The following is a 12,343-nucleotide window of genomic DNA, read 5'->3' on the forward strand; positions in this document are numbered from 1 at the left end:
CCTTGAAACCATGTGGGCCGATCAAGCGGCCCGAAAGGTTTTACTCGGCGCCAGGCTCACCTGGCGCCTGATCCAATTAGCTGGCGACGATATTGACCAGTTTCCCGGGCACTACGATCACTTTACGAATGGTCAGACCGTCGACGAAGCGCAGCACGTTCTCGTTGGCACGGGCGGCGGCTTCGACTTCTTCACGGCTGGCACTGGCCGGCATTTCGATGTGGCCACGCAGCTTGCCGTTGACCTGAATCACCAGTTGCAGGCTGTCCTGTACCAACGCACTGTCATCCACCACCGGCCAACCGGCGTCGATCACAGGATCGGCGTGACCCAGTTGATTCCACAGCTCGTGGCTGATGTGCGGCGTGATCGGAGCCAGCAGCAGAGTCACGGTTTCCAGGCCTTCGTGAATCAGTGCGCGATCCTGGTCGGTGGCTTGTGCGGCTTTTTCCAGTACGTTCATCAGCGTCATCACCTGAGCGATGGCGGTGTTGAACTTGTGGTTCTGGCCGACGTCCTGGCTGGCCTGCTTGATGGCCAGGTGGATCGAGCGACGAACGGCTTTCTGTTCGTCATTCAGGCTGGCGACGTCCAGTTTGCCCGGCAGGCCCTGAGTGACGTGGGCTTGAGCCAGGCGCCAGACGCGCTTGAGGAAACGGTGCGAACCTTCGACGCCGGAGTCGGACCATTCCGCGCTCATGTCAGGTGGCGAGGCGAACATCATGAACAGGCGGCAGGTGTCTGCGCCGAACTGGTCGATCATCGACTGTGGGTCGACACCGTTGTTCTTCGACTTGGCCATCTTCTCGGTGCCACCGATTTCCACCGGCAAGCCGTCGGCTTTCAACTTGGCGCTGATGACCTTGGCCTTACTGTCACGCTCAAGCTCGACGTCCGCCGGGTTGAACCAGGTGTAAGCGCCATTGGCTTCGCGGCGATAGTAAGTCTCGGCGATCACCATGCCCTGGGTCAGCAGGTTCTTGAACGGCTCGTTGGAGCTCACCAGGCCTTCGTCGCGCATCAGCTTGTGGAAGAAGCGCGCATAGAGCAGGTGAAGAATCGCGTGTTCGATACCGCCGATGTACTGATCCACCGGCAGCCAGTGGTCGGCCGCCGATTTTTCCACCAGGCCGCCTTCAAAGTGCGGCGAGGCGTAGCGGGCGTAGTACCACGAGGACTCGACGAAGGTGTCCATGGTGTCGGTTTCACGCTTGGCAGGCTGGCCGCATTTAGGGCAGCTGCACTCGTAGAACTCGGGCATGCGCGCCAGTGGCGAACCGGCGCCATCGGGTACGACGTCTTCCGGCAGCACGACAGGCAGTTGATCTTCCGGTACCGGCACGTCACCGCAGGTGCCGCAGTGGATGATCGGGATCGGGCAGCCCCAGTAACGCTGACGGCTGATGCCCCAGTCGCGCAGGCGGAATTGGGTACGCGAGGCGCCCAGTTCTTTCTTGATCAGTGCGACTTCGATAGCGTCGAAGGCGCCCGCGAAGTCCAGGCCGTCGAACTCGCCGGAATTGATCAGCGTGCCGTACTCGCCGTAGGCGTCTTGCCATGGCGCAGGGTTGCTGTCACCGGAGCTGGTGCGAACCACGGATTTGACCGGCAGGTTGTATTTGTGGGCGAATTCGAAATCGCGCTCGTCGTGGGCAGGAACAGCCATGACCGCACCGTCGCCGTAATGCATCAGCACGTAGTTGGCGACCCATACCGGTAGCTTTTCACCGGTCAGTGGGTGCTCAACGAACAGGCCGGTCGGCAGGCCTTTTTTCTCTTGAGTCGCAACGTCGGCTTCCGCAACGCTGCCGCCTTTGCATTCAGCGATGAACGCTTGCAGCTCAGGGTTGTTCTGTGCGGCCAGGGTCGCCAGGTGGTGCTCGGCGGCGACGGCGACGTAGGTCGCGCCCATCAGGGTGTCCGGACGGGTGGTGAAGACTTTCAGCGCGCCCGCTTCGCCGATGGAATCGACGTTGTACGGGAACTGCACTTCCATGCCGCGGGACTTGCCGATCCAGTTGCGCTGCATGGTCTTGACCTGTTCAGGCCAGCCAGTCAGTTCGTCCAGGCTCTCCAGCAGTTCATCCGCGTAGGCGGTGATCTTGAAGTAGTACATCGGGATTTCGCGCTTTTCGATCAGCGCGCCGGAACGCCAGCCGCGACCGTCGATCACCTGTTCGTTGGCCAGGACGGTCTGGTCGACCGGGTCCCAGTTCACGGTGCCGCTTTTTTTGTAGATCACGCCTTTTTCGAACAGGCGGGTGAACAGCCATTGTTCCCAGCGGTAGTAATCGGGCTTGCAGGTGGTCACTTCACGCGACCAGTCCACCGCCAGGCCCAGGCTGCGCAGCTGGGATTTCATGTAGGCAATGTTTTCGTAGGTCCACTTGGCGGGCGCTACGTTGTTCTTCATCGCGGCGTTTTCCGCCGGCATGCCGAAGGCGTCCCAACCCATGGGTTGCAGAACATTCTTGCCTTGCATGCGCTGGTAGCGGGAGATCACGTCGCCGATGGTGTAGTTGCGCACGTGCCCCATGTGTAGCTTGCCGCTGGGGTAAGGGAACATCGACAGGCAGTAGTAAGTCTCCTTGCCTGGCTGTTCACTGACTTCAAAGGACTTTTGCTCGTCCCAGAACGACTGGGCGGCGGCTTCGATTTCACGGGGCTGATATTGTTCGTGCATGGCTACTTTTGAACTGAATAGGGGTGGCCTAATCCTCTTCAATGCAACGCTGGACGGTGAACACGCCGCATTGGCGTTTTCGATGTCCAGCCGAGCTGGAAGTGGAGTTACAGGAAGCGCCGTAGCATACATGACCGCGCTCTACCGAGGGAAACCCTGATTGCTGCCGCGCGTCCCGCAAAACCGCCGCGAGGGCCGTTGGTCGCGGCGCTCAGCCGGTTTGTTCATGGAAGCTAAGCTCTAACTGGGGAGTAGGTCTTATCTTCCAATGAGGTGAGGGATGGTTGAGTCACAGCAAAAAGCTACAAAACCGGAGCTGTACGAAAGGCTGATCGATCGTTTGGCCCTGGCCTTGGAAGCGGCAAGAACTGCTGGCCGGTTGCGCGACGTACGCCCTCTGGAACTGGAACTGCGTGGCCTGAGCTCCGCAGAGTTTGCATTGATCAAGGCGTATCTGGATCGCAGTAAGCGTGAGACGCACGGATGCTTGTCAGAGGCGATAAAGCAACTCGACGCACCACGTTCGGCCAAGATCATCTGGCTCAAGGACAAGGTTCCCGGCAGAGACGCGGTAAAGGTCCGGTCTTTGCAGTTCAAATAAGACGCAGAGCCGTGCTCAATTGTTTTTTGAAGCATAGTTCTTCTGTATTGATTGTCGCATTGCGCTAACCCACTTAGGCTTCGGGCATCTCCAGGAGATGCTCGATGCCTTTTCGTTACTTTGTAAAACAACTTCTTTTGCCCCCCGGCATTCTATTGCTGCTGCTTTTGCTTGCCTGGTGGTTGCGCCGCTCAAGGCCAAGGCTCGCCGGTGTGTGCTTTGCACTGGGGCTGGGTGGTCTTTGGCTGATGAGCCTGCCGGTGGTGGTGCAGTGGAGTGCCAGCCTGCTCGAGCGCGAGCCACCGCTGGCCCGCGACGAATGGGCAGTGCTGGGGCAGCGCGCGGACGCCATCGTCGTCCTTGGTTCCGGACGCGAGCGCGGTGACGTGGCCTGGGGGGCCGACCAGCCCACGGGTGTAGGCCTGGAGCGCCAGCGCTTTGCCGCGCGACTGACCAAGGCTTCCGGCTTGCCGGTACTGACCAGCGGCGGCTTGCATTACGGCACTCCGCCAAGCGAAGCGCAGATGATGGCTGACTCCTTGCGCGACGATTTTGGCGTGACCGTGCGCTGGCAGGAAGGGCGCAGCCGCACGACCTGGGAAAATGCGCAGTTCAGCGCCCAGGTGTTGCTGCCACAGGGCATCAAACGTGTGGTGCTCGTGACTCATGCCGGGCATATGCCACGAGCGGTCTGGAGTTTCCGCAAGGCCGGGTTTGAGGTGGTGCCGGCGCCGGTAGGGTTTCTGAGCGGCGACAATGCGCGGCCACTGGGAGGCTGGATGCCGGAGTTCAAGGCGATCTGGCAGAACGGGCAGTTGATGAACGAGGCGGTGGGGCAGATCGGTTATTCGATGTTCTACTGAGGTGATGTCGGTGCTGATTGATGAGGTGCCTGTGATGCCGCCTTCGCGAGCAAGCCCGCTCCCACACTGGATTTAAGTCGGTCTCTGTATTTGTGTACGACGCCGATCAAATGTGGGAGCGGGCTTGCTCGCGAAGCTTTTAAACGGTTTTAGCCATCCGACTGGCAACCAGCGCCCAGCCAAACAACAACACGCAGAGAATGAGCAATGGCCACGAACGCCATTCCAGGTACGGCGTGAGGTTGTGCATCGGCACCACTTCGCCATACAGGATGCCGCGTTCGAACTGCGGGATCTGATCGGTAATCTGACCGAACGGGTTGATCAGGCCGGACACGCCGTTGTTGGTGGCGCGGATCATCCAGCGGCCGGCCTCCAGCGCACGCATCTGCGCCATCTGCAGGTGTTGCAGCGGACCGATGGAGGTGCCGAACCAGGTGTCGTTGCTGATGGTCAGCAACAGGTCGCTGCGGGCGGCGAGGCTGGCGGCGAATTCCGGGTACACCACCTCATAACAGATGTACGGCGCGATCTGATAACCCTTGGCTTGCAGCAGCGGCTGGTCAGATGGTCCGCGGGCAAAGTCCGACATCGGCAGATCGAAGAAGGCGATCAGCCCGCGCAACAGATCCTCCAGCGGAACATATTCACCAAACGGCACCAGTTTTTGCTTGAGGTAGGTGCCGTCGCCTTCGCCGACAACGGTGATGCCATTGAAGAAGCGCTTCTCGTGGCGGACCTCCATGCGGACCGGGACGCCGGTAATCAGCGCCGATTTACGCTCGGCCGCGAAGCTGCCCATCATGTTCAGGTAGCCCTCGGCGGACTCCTTGAGCACCGGGATCGCCGTTTCCGGCCAGATGAGAAGGTCGACTCGCCTGGAGCTGAAACTCATGTCGCGATACAGCGCCAGTTGCGCGTTGAGCTGCGTCGGGTCCCACTTCATGCTTTGTTCGATGTTGCCCTGAATGGCGGCGACGCTCAGTGGCGGGCCCGACGGGCTGGTCCAGGCGTGGTGCTTGAGCGCGATGCCGGCCAGCCACGGGCCGACCAGCAGCAAAACACCGGCAGCGATGAAGCCTTTGCGCCCCGTGCGAACCAGGCGCATGCCGTTGTAGATCAACGCAGCTGTCAGGGCCAGGGTAAAGGAAATCAGCCACATCCCGCCGATAGGCGCGAGCCCGGCCAGTGGGCCATCGAGCTGGCTGTACCCGGAATACAGCCACGGGAAGCCTGTCAGGAACCAGCCGCGGAAGGCTTCCTGGCCGACCCACAGCGCTGCGAAGGCCAGGGCGTCGGCCAGCGGCGCTTCATTTCGGCGTAGCCAGCGCGCCCATATCCAGGCGGGCAGGGCAAAGAACCAGGCAATTGCCGCCGTGAAGAGCAGCATCAGGAAACCGGCCAGCAATACCGACGCGCCGCCGAAGTGGTGAATGCTGTAGTAGATCCAGCTGGTGCCGGCACCGAACAGGCCGAAACCGAAACACCAGCCGCGCCCTAGTGCCTGACGTGGGCTCAGCTCGCGCAGGCCGGCATAGAACAGGCCGACGGCGAGCAGTGCCAGGGGCCAGATATCGAACGGCGCCAGGGCCAGTGTGGTGATTGCACCGGCCGCCACGGCCAGCAGGTTACCGGGCCAGCCGGGGCGGGTTGTCCAGCGCATTTCAATCCTTAGCGAGCAATGGGCGTCAGGCGAAGCAAGTGAATCCGACGGCTGTCGGCGTTCAGGATGCGGAAGCGGTACGGGCCGATTTCAGTGATTTCGTTGCGTTTTGGCAAATGCCCGAACGCGCTCATCACCAGGCCGCCAACGGTGTCGAATTCGTCGTCGGAGAACTCGCTGTCGAAAAATTCGTTGAAGTTCTCGATCGGTGTCAGGGCCTTGATCAGGAAATCACCGCTGGGCAGCGGCTTGATGTAGCTGTCTTCTTCGACGTCGTGTTCGTCTTCGATGTCGCCGACGATCTGTTCCAGCACGTCTTCGATGGTCACCAGGCCTGCCACGCCGCCGTACTCGTCAATGACGATGGCCATGTGGTTGTGGTTGGCGCGAAACTCGCGCAGCAGCACGTTAAGGCGCTTGGACTCCGGCACGAAGGTGGCTGGGCGCAGGAGGTCCTTGATGTTGAAGCTGTCGCCGTTCTCCCTGAGGATCAACGGCAGCAAGTCCTTGGCCAGCAACACGCCCATCACGTCATCATGGCTTTCGCCGATCACCGGGTAGCGGGAGTGGGCCGAGTCGACCACGGCAGGCAGGAACTCGCGCGGTGTCTGGGTCGCCTTGATGCTGACCATCTGCGAGCGCGGGACCATGATGTCCCGGACCTGCAAGTCAGCCACCTGGATGGCGCCTTCGACGATGGCCAGCGCTTCACTGTCCAGCAGTTTGTTCTGGTGTGCATCGCGCAGCAGCTCCAGCAGCTCCTGGCGGTTTTTCGGCTCGTGGGCAAAAGCCTGGGTGAGTTTACCCAGCCATGACTTCTGCCCGTTGCTCGATCGATCTTCGCTCATAGCGATTACTCTGAATCCTTTGTTGTTTCGGTAGGGAATGCGTCGGTTTCGTCGTCCGCGTACGGATCGGGAAAGCCCAGTTCTGCAAGCAACGTTCGTTCCAGTGCTTCCATTTCTTCGGCTTCCTCGTCATCAATATGGTCGTAACCAAGCAGATGCAAGCAGCCGTGAATCACCAGATGCGCCCAATGGGCCTTGAGCTCCTTGCCCTGTTCAGCGGCTTCGCGCTCGACCACGGCCACGCAGATCACCAGATCGCCCAGCAGCGGGATGTCGAGGAACTCATCCGGCACGTCGGCCGGGAATGACAAGACGTTAGTTGCGTAGTCCTTTTGCCGCCAGGTGTGGTTCAGCTCGCGTCCTTCGGCTTCGTCGACCAGACGAATGGTCATCTCCGAGTCGGCGGTGCGCTGGCGCAGGGCCAGTTCGCACCACTGGCGGAACTCGGCCTCGCCGGGGGCGCAGGCTTCGGTAGCGATTTGCAGGTCAAGCTCAAGCATCGCGGCGGCTATCCTTGGCGGCGGCATCATCGGCCGCTTTGGTTTCGAAGCGCTCGTAGGCTTCGACGATGCGCTGTACCAGTGGATGGCGCACGACGTCCTTGGGCTGGAAGTGGGTGAAGCTGATCCCCGGCACATCCTTGAGCACTTCAATCACGTGGTGCAGGCCGGACTTGGTGCCGCGTGGCAGGTCGACCTGGGTAATGTCCCCGGTGATGACGGCGGTGGAGCCGAAGCCGATCCGGGTCAGGAACATCTTCATTTGCTCGACCGTGGTGTTCTGGCTTTCGTCGAGAATGATGAAGCTGTTGTTCAGCGTGCGGCCGCGCATATAGGCCAGCGGCGCGACTTCGATCACCTGGCGCTCGATCAGCTTGGCGACGTATTCGAAGCCGAGCATTTCGTAGAGCGCGTCGTAGAGCGGGCGCAGGTACGGGTCGATTTTTTGCGACAGGTCGCCGGGCAGGAAGCCGAGTTTTTCGCCCGCTTCGACCGCCGGACGAACCAGCAGGATGCGGCGAATCTGCTCGCGCTCCAGTGCATCCACCGCGCAGGCGACAGCCAGGTAGGTCTTGCCGGTACCGGCCGGGCCGATGCCGAAGTTGATGTCGTTGCCGAGGATTTCCTTCACGTAGCGCAGCTGATTCAAGCCGCGTGGGCGAATCATGCCTTTCTTGGTGCGCAGGGCGACGGACGGTTCGGCGGGGGAGTGGTTGTCCAGCTGCTCGACGGCCGATTCCTGCAGGAACAGGTGCACCATGTCCGGCGACAGCTCGGTACCCTTGGTTTCCCGGTACAGGCGGCGCAGGAGGTTTTCCGCGGAGGTGGTGTGTTTGGGTTCGCCGATCAGCTCGAACTGGTTTCCGCGATTGCGGATCTCGATGGTCAGGCGCTGTTCGATCAAGCGCAAATGCTCGTCGAATTGCCCGCACAGATTGGCGAAGCGGCGAGCTTCAAAAGGCTCGAGGATGAAACGATGTGGTTCTATGGGTGCGTTCAAGGTCGTATTTAGCCGCCCTGGGGCAATGGTGATGAGTTCAAGGATAGCGCCAGTGGCGTGGGCGCGAAAGCTCTTAAATAACCAACGTCGTACGCAATCCCTGTGGGAGCGAGCTTGCTCGCGATGACGGACTGACATTCAACATATGAGTTGTCTGGCCTGACGCTATCGCGAGCAAGCTCGCTCCCACAGTGGAATGCAGTGTTACTGGATCAGCGAGCCCCGCAGCGAGTGCGGCTGCGCGGCATCGATGTGCACGTCCGCGAACTGGCCGATCAGGGTCGGATTGTCGCAGCGGAAGTTGACGATACGATTATTCTCGGTGCGGCCTTGGAGCTCGCCCGGGTCCTTTTTCGAGTAATCGGTCACCAGGATTCGCTGGATCGAGCCGACCATTTGTCGGCTGATCTCGAAACCTTGCTGGTTCAAGCGATGCTGCAGGGCATTCAGGCGTTCTTTCTTCAGCTCTTCCGGCGTGTCGTCGGCCAGATCGGCGGCCGGTGTGCCCGGGCGCTGGCTGTAGACGAACGAGTAGGAAAAGTCGAAGCCGACGTCGGCAATCAGCTTCATGGTCTGCTCGAAGTCTTTCTCGGTCTCGCCGGGGAAGCCGACGATGAAGTCCGAGCTGATGCAGATTCCCGGCACGGCGGCGCGCAGTTTGCGCAGTTTGGATTTGTATTCAAGCGCGGTGTGGTTGCGTTTCATTGCCGCGAGGATGCGGTCCGAGCCCGATTGCACCGGCAAGTGCAGGTGCTTGACCAGCTCCGGTACGTCGGCGTGGGCCTGGATCAGGCTGTCGGAGAACTCCAGCGGGTGCGACGTGGTGTAGCGGATGCGGTCGATGCCATCGGCCGCGGCGACCACGCGGATCAGCTCGGCAAGGTCGGCCAGGCGCCCGTCATGGGTGAGGCCGCGATAGCCGTTGACGTTCTGCCCCAGCAGCGTCACTTCCCGCACGCCGTTTTCGGCCAGGTGAATGATCTCGGCAATCACGTCGTCGAACGGTCGGCTGACCTCTTCACCGCGAGTGTAGGGCACCACGCAGAACGTGCAGTACTTGCTGCAACCTTCCATCACCGACACGTAAGCGCTCGGGCCGTCGATGCGGGGCTCGGGCAAGTGGTCGAACTTTTCGATTTCCGGGAACGAGACGTCGACTTGCGGCAGCTTGCTGATGCGCGCGGCGTCGATCATTTCCGGCAGGCGGTGCAGGGTCTGCGGGCCGAAGACAACGTCGACGTACGGCGCGCGATCGCGAATGGCCGCGCCTTCCTGGCTGGCCACGCAACCGCCGACGGCGATCACCATGTCCGGGTTGGCCAGCTTCAGTTCGCGCCAGCGGCCGAGCTGGGAGTAGACACGATCCTGGGCGCGTTCGCGGATCGAGCAGGTGTTGAGCAGGATCACGTCGGCGTCTTCAGCGCGAGCGGTGACTTCCAGGGCCTGATGTTCGCCCAGCAGATCGACCATGCGCGAGCTGTCGTACTCGTTCATCTGGCAACCGTGGGTTTCGATGTAAAGCTTCTTGGCCATGGAATAGAGTCATCACGTGATTCAAAGAACCGCGCATTATAGGGAACATGTACCCAGGTTCCTACCGCTGCGCGTCCGATGGCTATGCTATAGTTCGCGCCCTCATTTTTATCCCCCGATGTGTTTCGCCCACCATGACCAAACGTGAAGCTCCAATCTACAAGGTGATTTTCCTCAACCAGGGCCAGGTGTTCGAAATGTACGCCAAGCAGATCTATCAAAGTGATCTGTGGGGCTTTCTGGAAGTGGAAGAGTTCGTCTTTGGCGAGCGCACGCAAGTGGTCGTCGATCCGAGCGAAGAAAAGCTCAAGGCTCAGTTCGAAGGCGTAGTGCGCAGTTTTGTGCCGATGCATTCGATCGTGCGTATCGATGAAGTCGAGCGTATGGGAACACCGAAAATCAGCGAAGCCCGTGGCGCGGTCGGCAATGTCATGCCGTTTCCGATGCCGATGCCTGAGAAGTAAGACTCAAGACCGAGTCGCCCCCTTCGCGAGCAAGCCCGCTCCCACATTTGATTTGTGTACGACGCAATTCAAATGTGGGAGCGGGCTTGCTCGCGAAGGGGTCAGAAAGGTCGACGCAGAAATCAGGGTAGCGGCGAGAAAGGCGTACGCCCGTCAGCGCTCTGCAATTCCATCAAATATTTACGGAAGATTTGCCCGAGCACCTGGGTAGCAAGCTCCAGTTCTTCGCGGGGCATCTTTTCGGTGACTTCGTCGGCGGTGTCCAGGGCCTCTTCGGCGCCGTTGACCGCCGCCATCTTCAGCAGGATGTACGCCTGAACGTTATTGGCCGGCACGCCTTCGCCGTGGAAGAACATGGTGCCGAGTTTGAATTGTGCCTGGGCGTGGCCTTGCAGCGAGGCTTTTTCGAAATAGCTCAGGGCTTGATTGAGGTCGCGCGGCGTGTTTTTGCCTTCGTAGTAGAACTCACCCAACTCGTATTGCGCTTGCGCATCCCCTTCTTCCGACGCTTTCTGGCAGGCGGCGAGCGCCTGTTCCAGGTCTTGCGGCTGGGTATTGAGGGTGCAGCGACCCATCGCTGGGATTAACAACGAGTTGCCGCCTGCTTGTGCGTGCGCGAGCAGGGGCTGAAGAAGCAACAGGCAGCCCAGTGCAAGGGTGCGGCCGGTGCGGTTCATGGGAATCGACTTACCTCTGAAGGGCGCGCGGACCCATCGAGGGATCCAATAAGCGCGCATTATGAAATAAGCAGGGCCAACCTTACAAAGTCTTTACTCGTTTTTCTGCTGCACGGGAAATTTATCGCCCACTTTGCGGGGGATTATTAGCAGATGAGTAGGAAAAATCGTGGGAACGCAGGCGAAAGCTGACGCTGGCAAGGGCCAGCGTCAGCATTTGAACGTTACTTCAAGGCCGCGAAGGCGCGCTCGGCGGCGTCCAGGGTCAGCTTCAGTTCAGCTTCGCCGTGGGCGATCGAAGTGAAACCGGCTTCGAATGCGCTCGGTGCCAGATACACGCCACCTTCGAGCATCAGGTGGAAGAAGCGGCCGAACAGGGCTGCGTCGCTGGCCATGACGTCATCGAAGGTGACGATGTCGTCGGCACCGCTGAAGTACAGGCCGAACATGCCGCCGGCCTGGGTGGTCACGAACGGAGTGCCGGCCGCATCGGCGCGCTGTTGCAGGCCGTCGAGCAGGCGAGTGGTGTAGTCGGTCAGTTCGGCGTGGAAGCCCGGGCGGCTGATCAGGCGCAGGGTGGTCAGGCCGGCGGCCATCGCCAGCGGGTTACCGGACAGCGTGCCGGCCTGGTACACCGGGCCCAGCGGGGCGATGCGCTGCATGATTTCGCGCTTGCCGCCGAAGCAGCCGACCGGCATGCCGCCACCGATGATCTTGCCGAAGGTGGTCAGGTCCGGCGTCACGCCGTAGTACGCCTGGGCACCGCCGAGGGCGACACGGAAACCGGTCATCACTTCGTCGAAAATCAGCACCACGCCGTGCTTGTCGCACAGGGTCCGCAGGCCTTCGAGGAAACCCGGTGCCGGCGGCACGCAGTTCATGTTGCCGGCCACTGGCTCGACGATGATGCAGGCCACGTCCTGGCCGACTTCGGCCAGCATGCTCTCAACGGCATCGATGTCGTTGAACGGCAGGGTCAGGGTGTGTTTGGCGAATGCCGCCGGTACACCGGCCGAGCTCGGTACGCCTTGGGTCAGTGCGCCGGAACCGGCCTTGACCAGCAGGCTGTCGGAGTGACCGTGGTAGCAGCCTTCGAACTTGATGATGCTGTCGCGGCCGGTGAAGCCACGGGCCAGGCGAATGGCGCTCATGGTCGCTTCGGTGCCGGAGCTGACCATGCGCACCATTTCCATCGACGGTACGAGGGAGCAGACCAGGTCGGCCATCTGCGTTTCCATCTCGGTCGGGGCGCCGTAGGACAGGCCGTGCTCAAGCTGTTTGCGCACGGCGTCCAGTACGTCCGGGTGGCTGTGGCCGAGAATCATCGGACCCCAGGAGCCGACGTAATCCACATAGCGCTTGTCATCTTCGTCGGTGACGTAGGCGCCTTCGGCGTGTTTGAAGAACAGCGGTGTGCCGCCGACGCTCTTGAACGCGCGAACCGGCGAGTTCACGCCACCGGGAATGTGTTTCTGGGCATTGGCAAACAGCGTTTCGGAACGAGACATGAT

The 12,343-nt window shown here is 60.9% G+C and carries 11 protein-coding genes; 3 read left to right on the top strand and 8 right to left on the bottom strand.

Going from position 1 to position 12,343, the window contains the following annotated elements; all coding sequences use genetic code 11:
• Window positions 1–76: 76 nt before the first annotated feature.
• Window positions 77–2,683: a leucine--tRNA ligase gene (gene leuS, locus KGA98_RS00690; RefSeq protein ID WP_223500172.1), complete on the bottom strand. Its 2,607-nt coding sequence runs from the start codon at window positions 2,681–2,683 to the stop codon at window positions 77–79.
• 280 nt (window positions 2,684–2,963) lie between these two features.
• On the opposite strand from leuS, the gene KGA98_RS00695 reads away from it, so the two are divergent.
• Together KGA98_RS00695 and KGA98_RS00700 are read left to right on the top strand one after the other, a co-directional pair.
• Entirely contained in the window at window positions 2,964–3,284 is a 321-nt protein-coding gene (locus KGA98_RS00695) for a hypothetical protein (RefSeq protein ID WP_223500181.1), read from the top strand.
• Window positions 3,285–3,388: 104 nt separating this feature from the next.
• Window positions 3,389–4,147: a YdcF family protein gene (locus KGA98_RS00700; protein ID WP_223500183.1), complete on the top strand. Its 759-nt coding sequence runs from the start codon at window positions 3,389–3,391 to the stop codon at window positions 4,145–4,147.
• A gap of 139 nt (window positions 4,148–4,286) precedes the next feature.
• Here the strand turns inward: KGA98_RS00700 and lnt are convergent, their stop codons facing one another.
• The 5 genes from lnt to miaB all read right to left on the bottom strand — a co-directional run bounded on the left by lnt (window position 4,287) and on the right by miaB (window position 9,691).
• Window positions 4,287–5,810 (bottom strand): apolipoprotein N-acyltransferase, encoded by a 1,524-nt coding sequence (lnt, locus tag KGA98_RS00705; protein WP_223500185.1) that lies wholly within the window; start codon window positions 5,808–5,810, stop codon window positions 4,287–4,289.
• An 8-nt stretch (window positions 5,811–5,818) separates the two neighbouring features.
• The gene (locus KGA98_RS00710) at window positions 5,819–6,658 is read right to left on the bottom strand and encodes an HlyC/CorC family transporter (RefSeq protein WP_046028710.1); all 840 of its coding nucleotides are present in this window, start codon (window positions 6,656–6,658) and stop codon (window positions 5,819–5,821) included.
• Between the two features lie 5 nt (window positions 6,659–6,663).
• On the bottom strand, window positions 6,664–7,158 hold the full coding sequence (ybeY, locus tag KGA98_RS00715) for an rRNA maturation RNase YbeY (protein WP_154862122.1): 495 nt from the start codon (window positions 7,156–7,158) through the stop codon (window positions 6,664–6,666).
• Window positions 7,151–8,158: a PhoH family protein gene (locus KGA98_RS00720; protein WP_008022966.1), complete on the bottom strand. Its 1,008-nt coding sequence runs from the start codon at window positions 8,156–8,158 to the stop codon at window positions 7,151–7,153. The genes ybeY and KGA98_RS00720 overlap by 8 nt, the downstream gene beginning before the upstream one ends.
• A gap of 204 nt (window positions 8,159–8,362) precedes the next feature.
• Entirely contained in the window at window positions 8,363–9,691 is a 1,329-nt protein-coding gene (gene miaB, locus KGA98_RS00725; protein ID WP_223500194.1) for a tRNA (N6-isopentenyl adenosine(37)-C2)-methylthiotransferase MiaB, read from the bottom strand.
• 134 nt (window positions 9,692–9,825) lie between these two features.
• Here miaB and KGA98_RS00730 point away from each other — a divergent pair, with 134 nt between their 5' ends.
• Complete coding sequence (locus tag KGA98_RS00730) at window positions 9,826–10,155, top strand: DUF1820 family protein (RefSeq protein ID WP_008052403.1); 330 nt, start codon at window positions 9,826–9,828, stop codon at window positions 10,153–10,155.
• 122 nt (window positions 10,156–10,277) lie between these two features.
• Here KGA98_RS00730 and KGA98_RS00735 read toward each other — a convergent pair whose 3' ends face one another.
• Window positions 10,278–10,832 (bottom strand): tetratricopeptide repeat protein, encoded by a 555-nt coding sequence (locus KGA98_RS00735; RefSeq protein WP_102670792.1) that lies wholly within the window; start codon window positions 10,830–10,832, stop codon window positions 10,278–10,280.
• Window positions 10,833–11,056: 224 nt separating this feature from the next.
• Window positions 11,057–12,340, bottom strand: a complete 1,284-nt coding sequence (gene hemL / locus KGA98_RS00740; RefSeq protein WP_223500196.1) for a glutamate-1-semialdehyde 2,1-aminomutase — start codon at window positions 12,338–12,340, stop codon at window positions 11,057–11,059.
• Window positions 12,341–12,343: the final 3 nt, after the last annotated feature.

It is taken from the genome of Pseudomonas sp. BF-R-24, assembly GCF_019947335.1.
In the GTDB taxonomy this organism is placed as follows: domain Bacteria; phylum Pseudomonadota; class Gammaproteobacteria; order Pseudomonadales; family Pseudomonadaceae; genus Aquipseudomonas; species Aquipseudomonas jessenii.

Coding starts and splice junctions, on each gene's coding strand:
- leuS (WP_223500172.1), bottom strand. CDS start 2,683: ATGCACGAACAATATCAGCCCCGTGAAATCGAAGCCGCCGCCCAGTCG.
- KGA98_RS00695 (WP_223500181.1), top strand. CDS start 2,964: ATGGTTGAGTCACAGCAAAAAGCTACAAAACCGGAGCTGTACGAAAGG.
- KGA98_RS00700 (WP_223500183.1), top strand. CDS start 3,389: ATGCCTTTTCGTTACTTTGTAAAACAACTTCTTTTGCCCCCCGGCATT.
- lnt (WP_223500185.1), bottom strand. CDS start 5,810: ATGCGCTGGACAACCCGCCCCGGCTGGCCCGGTAACCTGCTGGCCGTG.
- KGA98_RS00710 (WP_046028710.1), bottom strand. CDS start 6,658: ATGAGCGAAGATCGATCGAGCAACGGGCAGAAGTCATGGCTGGGTAAA.
- ybeY (WP_154862122.1), bottom strand. CDS start 7,158: ATGCTTGAGCTTGACCTGCAAATCGCTACCGAAGCCTGCGCCCCCGGC.
- miaB (WP_223500194.1), bottom strand. CDS start 9,691: ATGGCCAAGAAGCTTTACATCGAAACCCACGGTTGCCAGATGAACGAG.
- KGA98_RS00730 (WP_008052403.1), top strand. CDS start 9,826: ATGACCAAACGTGAAGCTCCAATCTACAAGGTGATTTTCCTCAACCAG.
- KGA98_RS00735 (WP_102670792.1), bottom strand. CDS start 10,832: ATGAACCGCACCGGCCGCACCCTTGCACTGGGCTGCCTGTTGCTTCTT.
- hemL (WP_223500196.1), bottom strand. CDS start 12,340: ATGTCTCGTTCCGAAACGCTGTTTGCCAATGCCCAGAAACACATTCCC.